The 18,314-nt window shown below is 38.4% G+C and carries 13 protein-coding genes; 10 read left to right on the forward strand and 3 right to left on the reverse strand.

Annotated features, from left to right (window positions below):
- Positions 1-31 precede the first annotated feature (31 nt).
- The 8 genes from BUA72_RS22020 to BUA72_RS22055 all read left to right on the forward strand — a co-directional run bounded on the left by BUA72_RS22020 (position 32) and on the right by BUA72_RS22055 (position 12,705).
- A complete protein-coding gene (locus BUA72_RS22020) occupies positions 32-577 on the forward strand; it encodes a 3'-5' exonuclease (RefSeq protein WP_072925216.1) in 546 nt (181 codons plus the stop codon).
- Between the two features lie 74 nt (positions 578-651).
- A complete protein-coding gene (locus BUA72_RS22025; protein ID WP_072925218.1) occupies positions 652-1,203 on the forward strand; it encodes a 3'-5' exonuclease in 552 nt (183 codons plus the stop codon).
- 605 nt (positions 1,204-1,808) lie between these two features.
- Complete coding sequence (locus BUA72_RS22030; protein ID WP_139259666.1) at positions 1,809-2,006, forward strand: hypothetical protein; 198 nt, start codon at positions 1,809-1,811, stop codon at positions 2,004-2,006.
- Positions 2,007-2,106: 100 nt separating this feature from the next.
- Positions 2,107-3,618: a slipin family protein gene (locus tag BUA72_RS22035; protein WP_228407937.1), complete on the forward strand. Its 1,512-nt coding sequence runs from the start codon at positions 2,107-2,109 to the stop codon at positions 3,616-3,618.
- A 168-nt stretch (positions 3,619-3,786) separates the two neighbouring features.
- Positions 3,787-6,045, forward strand: coding sequence for a hypothetical protein (locus BUA72_RS22040; RefSeq protein WP_072925221.1), 2,259 nt, complete (start codon positions 3,787-3,789; stop codon positions 6,043-6,045).
- A gap of 84 nt (positions 6,046-6,129) precedes the next feature.
- Positions 6,130-8,676, forward strand: a complete 2,547-nt coding sequence (locus BUA72_RS22045; protein WP_072925223.1) for a DUF6493 family protein — start codon at positions 6,130-6,132, stop codon at positions 8,674-8,676.
- On the forward strand, positions 8,657-11,353 hold the full coding sequence (locus tag BUA72_RS22050; RefSeq protein WP_072925225.1) for a DUF6493 family protein: 2,697 nt from the start codon (positions 8,657-8,659) through the stop codon (positions 11,351-11,353). The genes BUA72_RS22045 and BUA72_RS22050 overlap by 20 nt, the downstream gene beginning before the upstream one ends.
- 2 nt (positions 11,354-11,355) lie before the next feature.
- Complete coding sequence (locus BUA72_RS22055) at positions 11,356-12,705, forward strand: SWIM zinc finger family protein (protein WP_072925227.1); 1,350 nt, start codon at positions 11,356-11,358, stop codon at positions 12,703-12,705.
- A 79-nt stretch (positions 12,706-12,784) separates the two neighbouring features.
- Here the strand turns inward: BUA72_RS22055 and BUA72_RS22060 are convergent, their stop codons facing one another.
- The 3 genes from BUA72_RS22060 to BUA72_RS22070 all read right to left on the reverse strand — a co-directional run bounded on the left by BUA72_RS22060 (position 12,785) and on the right by BUA72_RS22070 (position 15,556).
- A complete protein-coding gene (locus tag BUA72_RS22060; protein ID WP_072925228.1) occupies positions 12,785-14,212 on the reverse strand; it encodes an MFS transporter in 1,428 nt (475 codons plus the stop codon).
- Positions 14,213-14,294: 82 nt separating this feature from the next.
- Complete coding sequence (locus tag BUA72_RS22065) at positions 14,295-15,101, reverse strand: helix-turn-helix domain-containing protein (protein ID WP_072925427.1); 807 nt, start codon at positions 15,099-15,101, stop codon at positions 14,295-14,297.
- Between the two features lie 8 nt (positions 15,102-15,109).
- A complete protein-coding gene (locus tag BUA72_RS22070) occupies positions 15,110-15,556 on the reverse strand; it encodes a VOC family protein (protein WP_047454814.1) in 447 nt (148 codons plus the stop codon).
- 656 nt (positions 15,557-16,212) lie between these two features.
- On the opposite strand from BUA72_RS22070, the gene BUA72_RS22075 reads away from it, so the two are divergent.
- Both BUA72_RS22075 and BUA72_RS22080 read left to right on the forward strand, forming a co-directional pair.
- Entirely contained in the window at positions 16,213-17,730 is a 1,518-nt protein-coding gene (locus tag BUA72_RS22075; RefSeq protein WP_072925230.1) for a TROVE domain-containing protein, read from the forward strand.
- A gap of 32 nt (positions 17,731-17,762) precedes the next feature.
- A complete protein-coding gene (locus BUA72_RS22080) occupies positions 17,763-18,290 on the forward strand; it encodes a hypothetical protein (RefSeq protein ID WP_072925231.1) in 528 nt (175 codons plus the stop codon).
- Positions 18,291-18,314: the final 24 nt, after the last annotated feature.

Raw genomic sequence — 18,314 nt, forward strand, 5'->3', positions numbered from 1 at the left:
ACTTCAATACTTTATACATTTTACAAAAGAAATGAACACAACAAACGAAATATTAATCATCGATCTGGAAGCTACCTGCTGGGAAAATGACAGAATTCCCATTGGAGAGAAAGTCGATATTATAGAAATAGGGATTTGCAAACTGGATTTAAAATCAAAGGCCATTTCCCAAAAACAGAGCATTTATGTTATTCCTGAAAGATCAGAAATCAATGAATTCTGTACAAAACTGACCGGAATTACTCCGCAACTTATTGACGAAAAAGGAATCTATTTTGAAGAAGCCTGCGAAAAGATTCTGGATGAATATCATTCTTCAGACCTTACCTGGGCGGGCTTCGGAAACTTCGACAAGGAACAGATTTTCGAACAGTGCGACTGGCTTGGAATAGAGATTCCTTTTGGCGGACAATATCTGAATGTGATGGAAGAATTCAGAGAACATTTCAGACTCCATAAAATGATAGGCCTGAAAAGAGCTCTGGACTACCTGAAAATGGATTTCGAAGGAAACCACCACAGCGGAGCAGACGATGCTTACAATGCTGCCAAAATTTTACGGAAGATTTTGGAGTAAATATTAAAGACGGAAGCTATAGGCCAAAAGCCAAAAGCCATCTTCCCTCTTTTACAACATTAAATTTTAAACAAATGAAAACAACAGAAAATATATTAATTATAGACCTGGAAGCCACCTGCTGGGACGACAGACCGCCCAGAGGCCAGGAAAGTGAGATCATCGAGATCGGCGTGTGCATTATGAATGCTGCCACCGGGAAGGTCTCAAAAAATGAAGGCATTTTAGTGAAACCACAGTACTCAAAGGTGAGTACATTCTGTACAGAACTGACTTCCATTACACAAAATATGCTGGATGATGAAGGCATCATGCTGGAAGACGCTCTGGATATACTTAGGGCGGAATACGATTCTGAGGACCTGACATGGGCGAGCTATGGCAACTATGACCTGAATATGCTGCAAAACCAGGCCAGAAGATTCAATGTAGATTATCCGTTGAGCGATGACCATATCAATGTAAAAACATTGTTCGGGCAGCTGCATCCTACGGTAAGAAAAAGTGTAGGAATGAGCAGGGCCTTAGGTGAACTGAATCTCAAGCTGGAAGGTACGCACCACAGAGGTGTAGATGACGCGAAGAATATTGCGAAGATCTTGCATTGGTGCTTAAACCAGGCTTAATGTAACAATTTAACCATACAACAGTATAGCAATGACTCCCTTTTTTAGGGAGTTTTTTATTTTTTATCAAATTTTATTTTCTACGCAGAATGATTGCGTAATACAGTTTTTACTTTGCATTATCAAAATGAAACAACACTGAAATTTTGAAAGACAGGTTTCAGTTAAAATATCAGGCAAGTCAGGTTGTGTGTTTCTGTATAACACCATTGCAGAAGAATTTGTTGAAAAACATTGTTTTCGTTCTGTTCAGCTTGGCCCGAAGGTTTGAGGAGTTCACCAAAAAACTTCTACCATTAACTATTGTACGGAGGTTCGAATCCTTCTGTTTCCTTAAGGGGAAATATAACTCAAGAGGATAGAGTAAATAGTTTTTTTGCGAAGGTTCGACTCCTTCTCTCAATTAGATTGAGATAGCTCAGTTGGTTAGAGCGCTACACTTCACATGTAGTTGAAGATAGACTGAAAATCTATTTTTTACAAAGTTTTCAATGTTTTCCTTTAAAAACATTTCTATAGAGAAAATCTGAGTTTTTTCAGTTGTTGAATCAACATTTTTGAAAAAGCCAGTGAGAAAGATTTTTTCTGAAAGTGAAATTCAGTTGATGAATACCGCAATTGAACAAAATTTTCTGATAAGGACGGTTTTCCGCGTGAGCGATGGTAACGGATATCCTTTTTTGTATGCAAAAAAGATAGCAGTGAACGTAGCGACCCGAGTTGTTGCTTTCAGCGGTGGCCAGGGACACGCCCAAGATCTTACGGATTGGAAAAATAAGTTTAAGAACGGTTTTCTGAAATGATTGGAGCTTTTTGAAACTCCTTTGCTTCCGCCATTTTTTGGAAGAAAGAAACTCGGTTTTCTCTTTTTAATTGAAATAACAACACTAAAAATATAATAAAATGATAAAAAATGTACACATTAAAGCCTACCAAATGGGTTTGGTCTTCAAAAACCGAAACTTAATTGAAGTTCTTAAAGAAGGTAATCATTATATCTTCGGAAATAAATCGGTCACAGTCTATGAGATGAAATCAAGGTTTGAAGCCGGTGAAGATTTACCGATTCTGTTGAAAAATGAAACCCTGAAAAACCTTTTGGAAACCGTAGAAGTGAAAGACGGAGAAATCATTTTAGTTCATGAAAACGGAACTTTTAAAGATGTTTTGACTGTTGGACAGTATGCATTCTGGAAAGGAATGGTCAACAGAGAATTTCAGAAAATCGACTTAACCAAGATTGAGATCCCGGAAGAAATCTCCAAGACAATTTTGGAAAATATAAAGGTGAAAAGCTTTGTAAGAAAGTTTCTTGTGCCTCATCACAACAAAGGTTTATTGTTAATTGACGGTAAATTAACTCAGATATTGGAAAGCGGTATTTACTCCTTCTGGAACAATGATATTTCAGTTGAGGTTAAGTTAATTGATCCCAATTATGAAGTAAAATCGCAGTTTGGAACGCATGAAAATGTAGCTGCTTTACTAAAAAATGAAACCCTGAAAAACCTTTTGGAAATCGTAGAGGTAAAAGATGGTGAAATCCTTTTGATGTATGAAAACGGGACTTTAAAGGATGTTCTGAACGTTGGACAATATGCATTCTGGATGGATATTACGGAAAGAACCTTTCAAAAAGTGGATTTGACGAAAGTTGAAATCACCGAGGATATCCCGAATACCATCCTGGAAAATTCAAGGTTGAGACATTACGTAAGAAAATTTACTGTACCGAATCAGTATAAAGGACTGTTGATCATTGGTGGTAAATTGGTGAACACTCTGGAAGCGGGAACCTACTGTTTTTGGAATAATGAAATTTCCATCGATGTCAACACGGTTGATATGCGAATGCAGCAAATGGAAATTGCAGGTCAGGAGCTTTTGACTAAGGATAAAGCGATGCTGAGAATCAATTTTTATGTGAGTTTTCAGGTACAGAGTATCGAAAAAGCACTGATGGAAAATAAAGAATATGATAAGCAATTATATATTCTGATGCAGCTGGCATTGCGTGAGTTTGTAGGAGCTTTGACACTGGATGAACTGTTGCTGAAGAAAGATGCGGTAGGTAAAGAAATTCTTGAAAATCTGGGTGAAAAAGCCGGTGATTTAGGAATCAGAGCTTTTGATGCGGGTATCCGTGACGTGATCTTAACTGGTGAAATGAAGGAAATTATGAACCAGGTTTTGATCGCTGAGAAAAAAGCTCAGGCTAACAGCATCATGCGCCGTGAAGAAACGGCTTCCACAAGAAGTTTGCTGAACACTGCAAAACTGATGGAAGAAAATGAAGTTTTATGGAAGCTGAAAGAAATGGAGTATATGGAAAAAATCGCAGAAAAGATTGGTGATATTACCGTTTCCGGAAACAGCAACATCGTTTCCCAGCTGAAAGAAATTTTCACAAAATAAAAACTGATAACTGTTACTATAGGGGTAGGCTCGTGTAAAAACGGTCTGCCCTTTTTAAATCCTAATGGTCAAAAGAAGAGAAAAGATAGAAATACACCTAAAGAAAAGAGATAAATCCATATTTTTAGCACCGGCTGAAGAGATGGATTTTATTATTTTGAAAAGATCATGGACACAAGAATAGTATATACAAAAAGAGATAAAACAGTACTTGAAGAAAGCAGTCTTCATGAGCAAAGATCATATTTAAAACATACCTATATTGATGATGTGCTGAGAAAGACCGAACAGTTTTATTTTCAGAATATCAATTCTGTTAAGGTGTATCTTACCGATGAGGAAATCCCGGATGAATACATCCTGATGGAGCATGTACTGGCAGGCGGAGTGAATATTATAAGGACTAAAAATCATAGAGAAGGTCAATTCGTCCACGAGAGAAGGTACAAAAGTTTTGAACTTGATATTGAAAATTTTTCTGTCTATGACCAGCAGGATAGAATTGTGGCTTCATATAGTATACACGATACAAACGGGAATGTATTCCTGAAGAAATATTTCTATCTGAATAATGGGGAATCGGTAGAATTTAAATATTTCGAAGACGGAAGACCTTACCTGAAAAAGAAAGAAATTCTCCAGTCTCTTATGGATGCATCCGGAATCAACAGTACAGATCCATCATGGAATCATTATCTGCAGTTTTTCCCGTTCCCTTTTTCAGATGAAAGAATAGAACTAGAAACCGCGCGCTATTTTTCAACAGATGATGAAGACCAGGAAATGACACTTAGAGAAGCTTTCTTTAAACGGAATTTTGATAAAAAAGTATACAGAAATCAGAAGCTTACCTATATTGAACATTTTGAAAATCTGCAAAGGATCAATAAGACCTATCTGATCTATGACGATACGGGTTTTAAACCAAAAGATGGCGACTTTTCTCTGGAAATTGAAGTACAGTATTTAAAAGAAAAGAGAAATGGTTTTACCCAATGGGAATCCGATTTTTACAGAAAAAATATACTGAGCGAAAAGAAAATATGGGTCACTGATGTACTGGAAAAAAAGATCTTTGCACAATACATCGATGTCGTTACCGGAAAGACCGTAGCCTTTGAAAAGGATGCCTATTATTGTGATTCGCGATATTCAAACCTGGAAGATTTCAGATATAAGGAAGACGGGCAGCTGGACCCGACCTGTAGGATCGTATATGACGATTGGGATGGTGAATCGTATTCATTGGAAGAAATGCATGAGAACGGTTTTTTTAATTCTGAATACGGGAAATATTTCCTGTCCGCATTTCCTGAGATTCCTGAAATTTCAGATCCTGTAAAAACATATAAGATTGTTTATAAAAATCATCTGGATGAGGTAATTTCTAAAAAAGAGACCCAATCGCTTTATGAATATACTGAAGAAATCTATCAAAATAGCAAGCTTGTTAAAAGGAAAACCTACAAAGCCCATTCGAAAGAAGATCTCAGAAAAAGAAAATACTACGTTACCAAAGCATCCTATCATGATGATATAAAAGACAGCTCCAATCTGGAAAATTCAACAAACTATGATGAGGAAATATACTACAATAAAAGAGTGGTTAATAATTATATGGTTTACGATTTTATCATCCGGAATGACTGGGCCATGAAAGCAGCTCAATTATCAGGAACAGTGGTGTATGACAACTATTACAGAGTTGTTTCCAGAATGACCTGTGATCGTTTTTCAAAAAAATTGATAGAAGCTTTCAAAGTGATCTATATGCAAGTCTCTCCTTTATTGGGCCAAAATTTTGTCAGAGTGAATTTCAATAAAGAAGGAGATGTGGAAAGTTATACGGACAGCCGTTATGATATCCAACATACGGATTCCAAAGAAAAATTTATGGCAAACAATTCAGGAAGAAATCCGTTTTTTCTGAACTATCATAGAAATCTGGACAGCCTGGTTCCTGAAAATCCGGCGTTCCCGTTGATGAATTTTACGGTCAGGAAATTGAAATTTGGGGATGAAATAGCGTCAGAAAGCGAGATGACAGTTTTGAGAGGTGATTCAGCAGTTACCGTTGCCGTCAATAAATTTGACACTTATTATTTTCTGGGTGCTGATCAATCTTTAAATGATTACGTGAGAATATTTCCGGACGGATTTTTTAACATTTTTTTTCATAATATAAAGAAAGAAGAGCATACCGTGGAATCAGACTTTTTTGGATACGGAATCACTGCGCATTTTTCAATTAACCTCGAAGATAAAGAAATCAATTGCCAGTTTCACGACAGTCACGGCGATCATATAACCTTCAGGAAAACAGGGTCCAACGAGAAAACGGATATTTATGGTTTTTTCAAAGATGAAAGAAGAATTCCATTTAACTTTTATTCGGAAATGCTCGCAGAACTGCTGTTGAAAGCATAATTTTTTGTTAAAAAAATCACTTTACTGGGATATTTCAATGTCTGTCAGTCATTTTTTGTTATTTTAGTCCTCAAGATTGGAATTATGCTTATTGAAGATGAATTGAAGACGATTTATTTAAATTATAGAATCAAGGATATTGTTCCTTTTCTCATAAAGCTGACCCCAAAAGAAAAGAAGGAAACTGCAGTTATTTTAAAGAAATTTTTAAATAAAGACTGGGGCCATAATCACGTTTCTATGCTGGCCGCTCTGGCCTGCAGCACCCACCGGGACGAATATGCAAAACTGTCGCCCGGTTATTACGCCGTCCCAATACATCTCGTTGACGAATTATTCGAATCTTACACGCCGGAATGGCTCGGAAACAGCTATCCGTTTCTCAGGAATATTGACTACCTGAAAGTCCTGGAATGGCAACAGAAAGGTTATCTTATCCTCGATGATGAAATTGCTGCCCATCTTCTTTCGGAATCATTGGTTTCAGACCATACCGCAGAAGAAATTCTTTTCACCTATCCTGAAACACTGGATGCTCATATCTGGCTCCTTTTTCAGTATATTTCCAATATCACGTATCATTATAAAAACGATAAAAACTGGAAGGTCTTCTTTAAAGATCTTGTCCAAAAAAATAAAATTGACCGTTTAAAAGTTTTACAATCCTGCCTGAATGCAGTGAGTCTCAATTTTTCCAAAGACCATAATATGTGGTTTCTGGAACTTTTTTCATATTTGGAACCTTATTCACAGGAGATTTTAGCACTTCAGGAGAACCTATTCTCAGTTTTCCATGCTTCACAACAGGCACTTTTTGTTCCGGTACTGAAAATTATTAGCCCGGTTATCACGGAACCAGATTTTAAAACACTCGATTTTCTTAATGCTACAGCAACTTTACCCAGTCTTCAGGTTAAAAATATTCTGAATACATGGCTTCAGACGGTTGAGAAAATAGCGAAGAACGATAAAAAAATCAGGGAAGAGATCTGTCTTTTCGTGCTACCTGTTTTTATGAGCAAAGACGCTTCTATACAGACCAAAGTAGCCAAAATCATTACAAAATATGGTGATCCCGGTTCTGAAAAGTATAAGAATGAATTACAGGCTTACACAGAATCTCTACTGTCAGATCCTAAAAAAGAGCTTGAAAAATTCCTTATCAACCATAATAATGAAGCTCTGGAATCTGTAGAGGCTGAAGAACCAACTTCCTGGCATATATCTCAACCGATTTCTCCTATTGAAAGCATCAGTGATCTGATATTCTTTGCGCCACAGGTTTTCAGCAAAAACAAGCCCAATGATCTTGATCTTTTTATAGATGCTTTGCTGAGGTTCAATACAGAGATCAGTGAAGAGCACCTTACACAGCTGGAACCGGCTTTCAAAGCAGCCCTTAAAGTAAAAGAAAGTGTAGGGATGCACCATTTGTATGCTACATTTTTTATGGCATACGCACTTTTAAAACTGAAAAAAGGATCTCCGCTACTCAATAAAGCAAAGAAAGAATTTCCGGCTCTTGAAAACTGGATTGGAAAGCGTACACCTTTGATCTTTAAAGCCTATCATCAAATTCTTTTGGGAGTATTTGATCTTTTAAAACAAGGAAAAAACCTTCCGTTACTTTCAGTCGCGGATCATACACCTTGCTGGATTGATATTCGAATACTTATAGATCAATTAAAAATATACCAGGATCAGAAAGAACTTCCCGTTCCTTTCGATCTGCAGAGAGCAGTGCTTCGGGTACGAAAAGAGAATTTCGAAGAAGCACAAAAGTATGCTCACAAGCAGCTTAGTGAAGAATATGTACAACTGTTGGAACCCATTTTTGATCCGGAATATTATAGAAATATTTACGACAAGTCTTATCTGGAAGGCAATTTCGACAGAAAGTTAGGCATCAGAAAAATATACAAAGGCTACATAGCAGAAGAAATTCCAGAGCTTACAATAACGATTGAAAATAAAGAAATTCCCGGAGATGCACCGCTGCTGGATCATTTATTTAACTCCTATCACGGCATCTATGATCAGGATCTGATCCGGATTTTATACACTGCTCCGTACTTTTCGGGGGCTGTTTTTGCTAAAAAATGTAACGAAACCCTGTCCAATGCTGTTTATCAATATGACAGCAGAACCAATACCGAATTTTTAGATGCCTGGATGAAGTTGAATCTTCCATGTCAGAAGATGCATTATTTATTCCTGTCCGCGGCTATGTTCAGCAAGGATAAAACCTTCTCTGGTACGGCTTTTGAAGCGATTGTTCATAAGATAGTTTCAGAGGATTTTGACCCCGGAATATTAGGAATAATGATCGGTGAAAAGATCAGTCACGGACTGGTTACGGTGAAAAGACTTACGGATGGACTTTCCGGCTTTATCGGATTGAATGCCAGTCACAACCATGCTTTTGAAAAACTATTAATACCCATTCTTACAGCGATAGATCGTCCCGTTTTTAATCTCAAAAAGATTTTAGAGATGTACTATGAGCTGCTGCACCTTAATCAGTCCGAAGTTGATGGTGCGGTGGCTGCCAGGCTGGAAGAATGGAAAAACGAAAATAACCTGAAAAAAATTATCATCAAATTAAAAACAAATGAAAGAAAGACTTTATGAGATCCTTAATGAGGAAAAAGCACATGAGATTATTCCGTTTCTGAAGCAGCTAAGCACAGAAGAAAGAAAAACCCTGGTACCCACAATAAAAAAGCTGGACCGGGAGATCAGTAAGATTGTAATGACGAAAAACTCCTACCATACTGCCGGTTCTGCAGATCAGCACTCTATCATTGATATTGCATCATTTGTCTGCATGGATCAGAAGCATTACGGGAAAAACTACTGGAGCCTTTTCAGAGACAAAGAACAGACCCGTAAGATACTGGAATGGGGATGCCCGCCGTGGTTTTCAGAATTTATCAATGATTCTATAGAAGCTGAATTTACAGCTTTTAATTATCAGGATATTCTTGAGTGGGCAGAAAAAGGCTATGTAAAACCCAGACCTGAACTGCTGGGATACCATTTAAGTCTTCAGCCCTATGACCTGGATAAATCTCCGGAGACTCTGAATACCCACTTTTGGTATCTGTGCGAATTTCCATCGAAATCACTCCCTTTTACAAGAGAATGGCTTCCTTTGGTTCAAAAGCTGATTGCCGAAAACAAAATTGAAAGAAAAAGATTTCTTAAGGAATGCCTTCTGGCAGCCAACAGAAATTTTAATAAAAACGTGACCGGATGGTTCATGGATGCATTCAATATCCTGAAACCTTCAAACGAAGAACTGATCATGCTTCAGGACGAACTGATGGCAGGATTGGCTTCCGTACAGTCGAAGGCGGTGAATACCATGCTGGCTCATTTGAAAAAAATAGTTCCGGAATCAGAATTCAAAACCAGTGAGTTTTCCCATTTCCTTCCGAACCTGTTAAGTTCAGAGGTCAAAACGGTGGTGGCAGCCAGTCTTGCTGTGACAGAAAATATCTTTCAGAAAAAGAAAACCGATACTGAAAACCTGGGAATGGCTTTGAGCGCAGCGTTTGTAAGCAAAGATGAAAGCATACAGACTAAAGCGGCAAAGATCATCCAGAAATACATTCCTGTTTCCGAAGATATCCAGGAAGCCTTATCACATTATGCAGATAATGTTTTGGCTAATGTAAGACCGGGACTCGCTGAATACATTGAAGATAAACAATTGGAACTGGATGCCGTAGAGCAGGAAAAGCTGGAACTGATCAGCGAAGAAAGCCGGGCTAAAGAGCCTGCCAGCTTTGAAGATTTGATGTTTTTCCTTCCGCAGGCGATAGAAAAGCCGGGGACGTATTATTATGATCTGGCACTTGGTGGACTTGTCAAGTTTGCTGCTGATGCAGATGACGCATCCGTAAAACTTTTTGAACCCGTATTTCAGAAAGCCTGTAAAACTATTGCGAAATGGGAAGTACATCATTTTAATGTGCTGCTGTGCAATCTGATCATCAATTATGGACTGTCTTTAATGGAAAAATTCCCGGTTCAGCTTAAGAATCTGGAAAAAATATATAAAAGAACACAGGAAGACGAAGCGACAAGAGAAGTGTATTCAACCTACCATAAAAAGTTGGGTCCTATCCGGGATATCTATGCCGGAGGGGTGGCTATGAAGCCCTTCAAGCATATTGCAGTACAGGTTTTCAATAAAATAAAATCAGGAGATAAAACTCCGTTATTGTCTACAGTAACCCATGAACCATGTTGGGTAAGTCCGGATGCATTGGTAGAAAGATTTGAAATTTATCAAAACGAAAATATAAAGCCTGATGATCTGGATGTACAGCTGGCACTGCAGCGTTGTTCACTTGAAAGAACATCAGACAGATTAAAGCTGGTGGAAGAAAAGCTGAAAGGTGAATACAAAGACCTGCTTCTTTTCTTTTTTAGTCCAAATGCAGCTCCGAAAGGAAAATTTGAACATCCATCATGGTGGATGACTGCCGGAATTACCCGTTCTCCGGGAACTGTTTTTAAAGAATTCAAAGACTTCGGATATGACGATATTCCTAATGAATTCCTTACCGGCTCATATGAATGGAAAACAATTGACAGTAAAAAGAACTCCTATTATCCGGTTGAACTGAACATCAATGTTCCGAAATATCATCTGAAAAAAAGAGAACATCCGCTTTTCCTGGAATTCTTTATTGCGGAGCAGAAACATTTCTCTGAAACCCCTTCATTCATGTGGAGTTTCCCGAATACCCTTGGAAATGTTTTTGCTAAGATCATTAAGGACTGTCTGTTTTATTCCGGAATCGCAGAAGTGTATGAAAGAACTCTGGTTCTGAATACGGCCCAGGCGCTTCATCAGATGAAAAAACCTCTGGATGCAATGGGATACCTGTTTCTGGGAACTATTTTCCTGGATGGCGATAAAGTCATTCGTGGAACCGCTGCTGAGATCTGGCTGGAACATGTTTCGCATAAAGTAATGGATAATGTACAGCTGGGCCGTGTGACCGGTTTGCATGAGAAACTCGAATGGGCGCCTGTGAAGAGATTTACGGATCTGGTACAGCATCAGATGCTCAATGTCAGCAAAGACCACAATCTGGCACTGGAACAGCTTCTTACCCATATTTTGCTGCAGATGGAAACCCCTGTTACCAATCTGAAAAAAATATTGGATATTTACCACGAGGTTCTGGCTTTAAACCAATCTGAAGCTGATAAAAACTTAAAAGAAAAACTGAATAGCTGGAAAGAGAATTCCAGTCTGAAAAAAATCTGCAATCTTCTTCTAAAAAAATAGATATGGAAGATACGCTTGTTTACAATTATCAGAGACCATCGTCTTTGATAAAAAAAGATGCATCTGAAGAATTATTTCTGTCCAAGTACAGCGAAATTCAGAAGACTACGGATGCTCCCTGCTTTTTCTGGGGAGATGTCAGTCAGCCGTTTATACTGGCGAGATGCCTTATTACCCTTTCCAATATTGTGAAATCCAGCTTTAATCTGTCGCCGTTTCAGATGGCTTTGCTTAAAGACCCTATCGTTACGGCCGGAAATGAGCGGTTGCGGTTTGAAGGATTTTCGCACTGTGCCGGAGTGTACGCTAGGGTAGATGTTCTGCCTGACGGACTGCACGGTGAGTTTCTGGAAAACGGAACCACCAATGTGGATTTTAACCAACCGATGATTACTGCGTTGGGAAGCATTCGGCCGAATGAAAAAATAATGCTTTCTGTTGGGGAAAAAGAAGTTGGACTGTACAAAGAAGAAGAAAAAGTAGTGGAAAGAAAAGTTCCGCTGCCTGTAAAATGGATCAAAGGACTCAGTACCGTTCAGATCTATCTTTCCGAGTCGGAAAAGCTTCATACTTTTAATAAAATCCAGACTCAGCAGTTATTCAGAGGAATACCGAAAGGTCCGGTAAAATCAGACTATTATCTGATCATCAGAGGAAATAAACCTATGTTTTCTCCTGTGAAATCGGCGGATGCAGTCTGTATTGGCGGGCTTAACAGATTACGCTTGCTGGAACCGCTTCTTCCTTATATCGACCAGATGCAGGTATTTCCGCATGCAGATATGCAGTCTACCACATGGCAGCTGTATATGGGAAATATAAGGTTTAGTTTTTCTTTATCAAGGGAGAGCTGGAGAGGATTTTCAGGAGAAGGAGCCGTTTTGGACAGCCTGATTGACGATATTTCCGATGAATGGATTGATGCACTGGATAAATACGCTTATGCGAATCAGTCTTTTAATCCTTCAGCTTTTGCTGTGGAGGAAAATATGAGTCTTAAAACAACGGATAACCTGACAGGAAGATTGGCTGCCATGGGACTTTTAGGCTACGATCTTGATGATAACGGATTTTTCTACCGTAGATTACCATTTAAACTCAACCGGATTATCGGTTTAAATCCAAGGATGAAAAATGCAGAAAAACTCATTGCAGAAGGAAAGGTGGAAATTTTAAATAAAAATTTAGCCAGAACCGAAGCCAGAGTAGAAGGGACCGGTGTACATCATACGGTTATTATCGATAATGGGAAAGAACGCTGTACCTGCGAATGGTTCAGTAAATACCAGGGCGAGAGAGGACCATGCAAACATGTTTTGGCAGTTAAAAAAGTGGTATGCCTTAAAGCCTGATATTTTAAAATATAGTTGATAAAAATGCGTCCGGCCGATATTCGACCGGACGCAACCATTATAATGTAAAAGAATAGTATCATTTTTTTCGGACTATAGCAGCAATAACAACCGCTGCTAAAAAAGGAGCAATGGAAAATGTACCATACAGAATGATAGATGCCTGATGTGCACCCTGTATCCCTCCCGGGGACAGTATTCCGCCAATATTGGCTGCAAGACCTGCTAAGGCCGTTCCAAAGGCCGTTGCCATAAGCTGTACCGTAGTTACGGAAGCTGAAGCCAGTTCTTCCTGTCCTGAAGGTGCCAATGCAAACACGCGCGTCAGTAAATGAGGCCATCCCATCCCGATACCTGCTCCGGCTGCGAATAGAAAAGTGCAGTTTAGAATCAGGTGAAGGTAAGATGTGTCAAAACCGGATAATAAAGAAATACCCGTAAGTCCTGCTAATCCTATAAACATCAGAATACAGCCTGCCAGAATAATCTTTCCAGCCGTTGCTTCCTTTACACCGGAAAATGCAATGGATGCCAATGTCCAGCCTATAGCAATCAGAACGGTAAGATATCCCGATTCTATCGGAGAGAATCCCTGAATGGTCTGTGCAAAATAGGGGACAAAGATTTCAATGGAAGTGGCTATGGTCAGCAATGCCATGACCACATAAGTTTTACTTAATGCTGTAGAGAAATAATATGAACCTGTCGGAAGAAGCCTTAGTCCTGAATTTTTATTCTCGGTTACCATTAAAATATAAATAAAGAAAACAGCAACCAACACTCCTGCAACATTAAAAATGGTACTTTCTGCAATACTTCCTGCTGAAACTGAGAAAGCGGCAAGGACAAGCATAAGAAGTTTCAGATAAGGGATTGGAGGTGTTGTATGTTTATTCTGTTTTGAAGGAAGGATAACGGAAGCCGTAATAAATATAAGCAGACAGAAAATCAGAAGAACCCCGAATGCCATTCTCCACTGCCCCTGTTCCGCAAATATTCCGCCGACAAATGGCCCTGAAAATGCAGCAATGCCCCACATTCCTGATACGAGCGCCATGGCTCTGGGCCACAGATCTTTAATGAAAACAATCCGGATCATCGCATAGGACAGTGCAAATAACAATCCACCTCCAAGCCCTTGAATAAAGCGGCCGAGTAGCAATATGTACATTGAACCGGCGGCTGTGCAAACCAATGTGCCGAGTGCAAATAACAGGATAGCCATCTGATAGGATTTTTTTGGACCCAGTTTTGCCAGTCTGTTGGCTGAAACCACAGATCCTATGACTGATGCGGCTACAAAAAATGTAGTATTCCAGGCGTAATATTCCAGTCCTCCAATTTCTTTTATAACGGAGGGCATAACAGTAGTAGCAAGGTATACATTGGTCGCATGAAGCATAACTCCGAGGGCCAGAGTTATTGCTTTTATACCATTTCCATTTGAAAATAAATCCTGCCAGGATACCTTGTTCAGCGTTGATGCATGATGATCTGTACTTTCCATTTTAGTGAATCATTGATACATACAAAATTCGGAAGTTATTGAAGAGTTATCAATTCCTAAAATGCGGTATTTCTTTCACATTTCACGGAATGCAACGGTACTGGTTGGGGGATACTCCTGTGTTGTTTTTAAAGAAACGGGTGAAATAGGAAGGACTTTCAAAACCTAATTCATAAGCACATTCCTTTACGGAATAAGAGGTGTGTTTAAGTAAATACCTGCTTTCCAGAAGAAGTCTTTCATGAATGACCTGCAAAGCGGTATGTCCGGTTTCTTCTTTGATGACCTCTGTCAGATGTTTTGCACTGATGCCTAAAACTGACGAATAATCTCCGACACTTTTCCATTCCCTGAAATGTTTCCCAATCAGTTTTTTGAACTCATAAGTGATTTGATATCCTCTGTTCATATTTTTTTCAAAACCTAAAAGACAGAACTCACAAGCTCTGTTGTACTCATACAGGATTTCCAGAGTAACCAGACGGGCAAGGTCCAGGCGATAGGCATATGTTGAGCTCAGTTCTCTTTCGATAAGTCTGAATTTTTCAGATACCCGGTCAAAAGAATCTTCAAGTGGATAAACAGGTGGATAATTTGGATTAAGCTCAAGAAGACCGTCTGTAATTTCTTCTTTAATAAATATTTTACGGAGAAATGACCTATGGAAACAGAGTGACAGAATCTCCAGGCTGTCGGCATTTTCACACGAAAACACAGTGTCAGGGGAAAGTATAGAAATCATTCTGGGCTTAAGGTCAAAACTGTGATATCCTATTTTAATGGAAACAGCTCCCGTAAGACAGAGAATAACGGTATAATAGTCGTTTTTTTGAGGACTGCTGAACAGTAGTCCGTCTGTACTGTTACTAAAGATGATCTCAGAATTCATATTATTTCTTATATCTGACGCTGCCATTCCTCATAGGAAATAACACCCAATTCCGGTTTTCCTTCACCTTCCAGGATGGAGATAAACTCGAGCTGATTGCCATCCGGATCATTGAAATAAATGGCCAGCGCAGGCATCCATGCAAAAACCATAGGTTCATCGATGCCGTCCTTTAAAAAATTGTAAGGCTTCAGGTCTTTATTTTTCAAAAAATCTACAGAATAATTTAAAATATCTTCTTTGCTGCTGGAGAACGCAAAATGTCTTGGCTGCAGGTTTTCTTTCTGTTCCCATAATCCCAGCATAAAATCTTTTCCTTCACCGATCCATAAAAATGCAATAGGACGCGTCTTATCCATATGAGCCAGTTTCAAACCCAATACCTCAGTGTAAAACCGGATGGAATTTTCCAAACTGCTTACCTGAACATGGGTTTCATATAATCCTTTTATCATAGCCTGAATTTTAATGTACACAAAGCTAGACAATACCTTTTCAAAACCAGATGATTATTGATTCCTTTATTTGAATTGAGTGATAGAAAAATTTTATTTAAAAGATAAAAGATAAAAGATAAAAGATAAAAGATAAAAGATTTTATCATTAAGCATCAATAGGAGCGGGCTTTAGCCCGCTAATACAATAGGCCGCACTCATTTTGCTTTAACCAAAATCTTGTATTTAACCACAAATGCCACAAATATTTTTCACAAATAACCCAATCATCTGTGCACATCTGTGAAATCCGTGGTTAATAAAAAACAATCTATACATCAATAGGAGCGGGCTTTAGCCCGCTTACACAATAGTTTTATTCATCCGGCTTTAGCCAAAATCTAAATGTAAACACAAATACCACAAATATTTTTCACAAATAACACAATCATCTGTGCACATCTGTGAAATCTGTGGTTAATAAAAAAACACGAACCATAACCTTTCAATACTGATAAAATATCAACCAACGATTAAATTATCCCCCAATTTTCTAAAAAGATATGAATAAAAATTAACTACGCAAAAAGAATGCGCAATACTGTTTTTACTTTGCATCAGAAATCAGAGAGGAAAAGACGACCCTCCAAAAATGTTTAACAAAAAACAGTAACTCATGAAATTCAATTTTTTAAACAAAGAGAAAAATACCGTAATGAACTACGAAGGTGCAAAGGCATTTACCATGACACCTGCTGAAGAATTATACAGTGCTGTTGTTACAACAGGATTATCCAAAACCTCTTATGAAAAAGGGAGCGACAGATTGGTAAGAATTCAGTCTCTGATCAAAAAAAACGATCCGGAATTCGTAGCAAAGCTGGCGGTGTATGCAAGGAAAGATATGTACTTGCGTTCTATTCCATTGGTATTGGCTGCCGAACTCGCTAAGCAAACCTCCGGTACTGACTTAATCAGCAGAACGGTTGATGGGGTGGTGCAGAGAGCGGATGAAATCACTGAACTTTTGGCGTACTACCAAACGACGAACGAAAGAACAGAAATGAAAAAACTGAACAGGCTTTCAAAGCAGATCCAGAAAGGTCTTGCGAAGTCTTTCAATAAATTTGATGAATATCAGTTTGCAAAATACAACAGAAAGGCAGAAGTAACGCTTAGAGATGCGTTGTTCCTGGTTCATCCGAAAGCAAAAGATGAAAATCAGCAGGCAGTTTTTAACAAGATTGTGGGTGATACGTTGGAAACTCCTTTCACGTGGGAAGTTGAGCTTTCCGTATTAGGTCAGACGAAATTTGCAGATGAAACGGAAAAAAAGCTTGCTTTTAAAAATAAGTGGGAAGAATTGATCCTGAGCAATAAGCTGGGGTATATGGCGACACTGAGAAACCTTAGAAATATTTTGGAATCGGAAGTTTCTTCTAATGCGATGGCTAAAGTTTGCAGCTATCTATCCAATGAAAAAGCTGTCCTTAATTCAAAACAGCTTCCGTTCAGATTTTTGGCGGCTTACAGAGAATTGAAAGCTAAGAAATCACCTTATTTGTCATCTGTTTTAGAAGCATTGGAAGATGCGGTGATGGTGAGTGCAAAAAATATCAAAGGTTTTGGTTTTGATACTTCGGTGGTGATCGCGGCGGATGTTTCAGGTTCTATGCAGAAGCCGGTTTCTCCTAAAAGTAAAGTATTGCTTTACGATATCGGATTATTGATGTCTATGATTTTGCAGTCACAATGTAAAAATGTGATCACGGGTATATTCGGTGACAGCTGGATGAGAGTTCCTATGCCTAAAAGCGGTATTTTGAGAAACGTGAATGCGTTTTACAAGCGTGAAGGTGAAGTAGGGTATTCTACCAACGGTTATCTGGTGATTGAAGACTTGATTAGAAAGAAAGAACAAATAGATAAAGTAATGTTGTTTACCGATACGCAGTTGTGGAACAGTAAAAACACCAAGCATTCTTTTGAAGATTCCTGGAATAAGTATAAAAAGATAGCTCCGGATGCAAAATTATATATATTTGATTTAGCGGGTTACGGAAACCAGCCGTTAGATGTCAGAAAAAATGACGTATATCTTATTGCAGGTTGGTCGGATAAGATTTTCGATGTATTGAATGCTGTGGAAGACAGAAAGTCTGCGGTGCAATTAATTAAAAAAGTGGTGCTGTAAAAGGCACTGTTTTTATAAATGATAATTGATGAATGATGAATAATCCGATGAGATTGCTTCGTTACTCCATTCTCCGCAATGACAAATACATTAAAACCATGTCTGAAAACCATCCATATCAAGAAACCGGAAACAGAGGCCTTTTTATAAAAGAAGATTTAACTCATCTTTGTCTGTGTCCATGCTGCGGAGCACCCGATTGTGGTGAAGAATATATGTTGCTGACAGAATCGGAAGGCAATCAGGAAGCAGTACTTTTTGGAGGTGGAACTTTCAGAGGATATTTAAATTATTGGTTTTATGAAGGGATTACCCCGGAAGAGTACAACATATTGCCGGAATTTGTAAGACAAAACAATGAATGCAACGGCTGGCAGGATATCAGCGCTCAATGTACTGAGATCGACGCAGATGATTTTCTGCTGACTTTAGAATCTATCAAAAATTGTAGCAGGAAAGAATATCTGTACGATGATTTTGAAAACTATTATTATCCTGTTTTTAAAAATTTCGCAGAAGAAGTTATAAAAAAAGGACAGAAACTGTATATCAGTATTTAAAAAAATACAAATAAAAAATAAACT

The organism is Chryseobacterium sp. OV279 (genome assembly GCF_900128945.1).
GTDB lineage: Bacteria > Bacteroidota > Bacteroidia > Flavobacteriales > Weeksellaceae > Chryseobacterium.

What these genes read in the sequence shown, in the direction of transcription:
- BUA72_RS22020 (WP_072925216.1), top strand. Translation starts at nt 32, where the DNA reads ATGAACACAACAAACGAAATATTAATCATCGATCTGGAAGCTACCTGC.
- BUA72_RS22025 (WP_072925218.1), top strand. Translation starts at nt 652, where the DNA reads ATGAAAACAACAGAAAATATATTAATTATAGACCTGGAAGCCACCTGC.
- BUA72_RS22030 (WP_139259666.1), top strand. Translation starts at nt 1,809, where the DNA reads ATGAATACCGCAATTGAACAAAATTTTCTGATAAGGACGGTTTTCCGC.
- BUA72_RS22035 (WP_228407937.1), top strand. Translation starts at nt 2,107, where the DNA reads ATGATAAAAAATGTACACATTAAAGCCTACCAAATGGGTTTGGTCTTC.
- BUA72_RS22040 (WP_072925221.1), top strand. Translation starts at nt 3,787, where the DNA reads ATGGACACAAGAATAGTATATACAAAAAGAGATAAAACAGTACTTGAA.
- BUA72_RS22045 (WP_072925223.1), top strand. Translation starts at nt 6,130, where the DNA reads ATGCTTATTGAAGATGAATTGAAGACGATTTATTTAAATTATAGAATC.
- BUA72_RS22050 (WP_072925225.1), top strand. Translation starts at nt 8,657, where the DNA reads ATGAAAGAAAGACTTTATGAGATCCTTAATGAGGAAAAAGCACATGAG.
- BUA72_RS22055 (WP_072925227.1), top strand. Translation starts at nt 11,356, where the DNA reads ATGGAAGATACGCTTGTTTACAATTATCAGAGACCATCGTCTTTGATA.
- BUA72_RS22060 (WP_072925228.1), bottom strand. Translation starts at nt 14,212, where the DNA reads ATGGAAAGTACAGATCATCATGCATCAACGCTGAACAAGGTATCCTGG.
- BUA72_RS22065 (WP_072925427.1), bottom strand. Translation starts at nt 15,101, where the DNA reads ATGAATTCTGAGATCATCTTTAGTAACAGTACAGACGGACTACTGTTC.
- BUA72_RS22070 (WP_047454814.1), bottom strand. Translation starts at nt 15,556, where the DNA reads ATGATAAAAGGATTATATGAAACCCATGTTCAGGTAAGCAGTTTGGAA.
- BUA72_RS22075 (WP_072925230.1), top strand. Translation starts at nt 16,213, where the DNA reads ATGAAATTCAATTTTTTAAACAAAGAGAAAAATACCGTAATGAACTAC.
- BUA72_RS22080 (WP_072925231.1), top strand. Translation starts at nt 17,763, where the DNA reads ATGATGAATAATCCGATGAGATTGCTTCGTTACTCCATTCTCCGCAAT.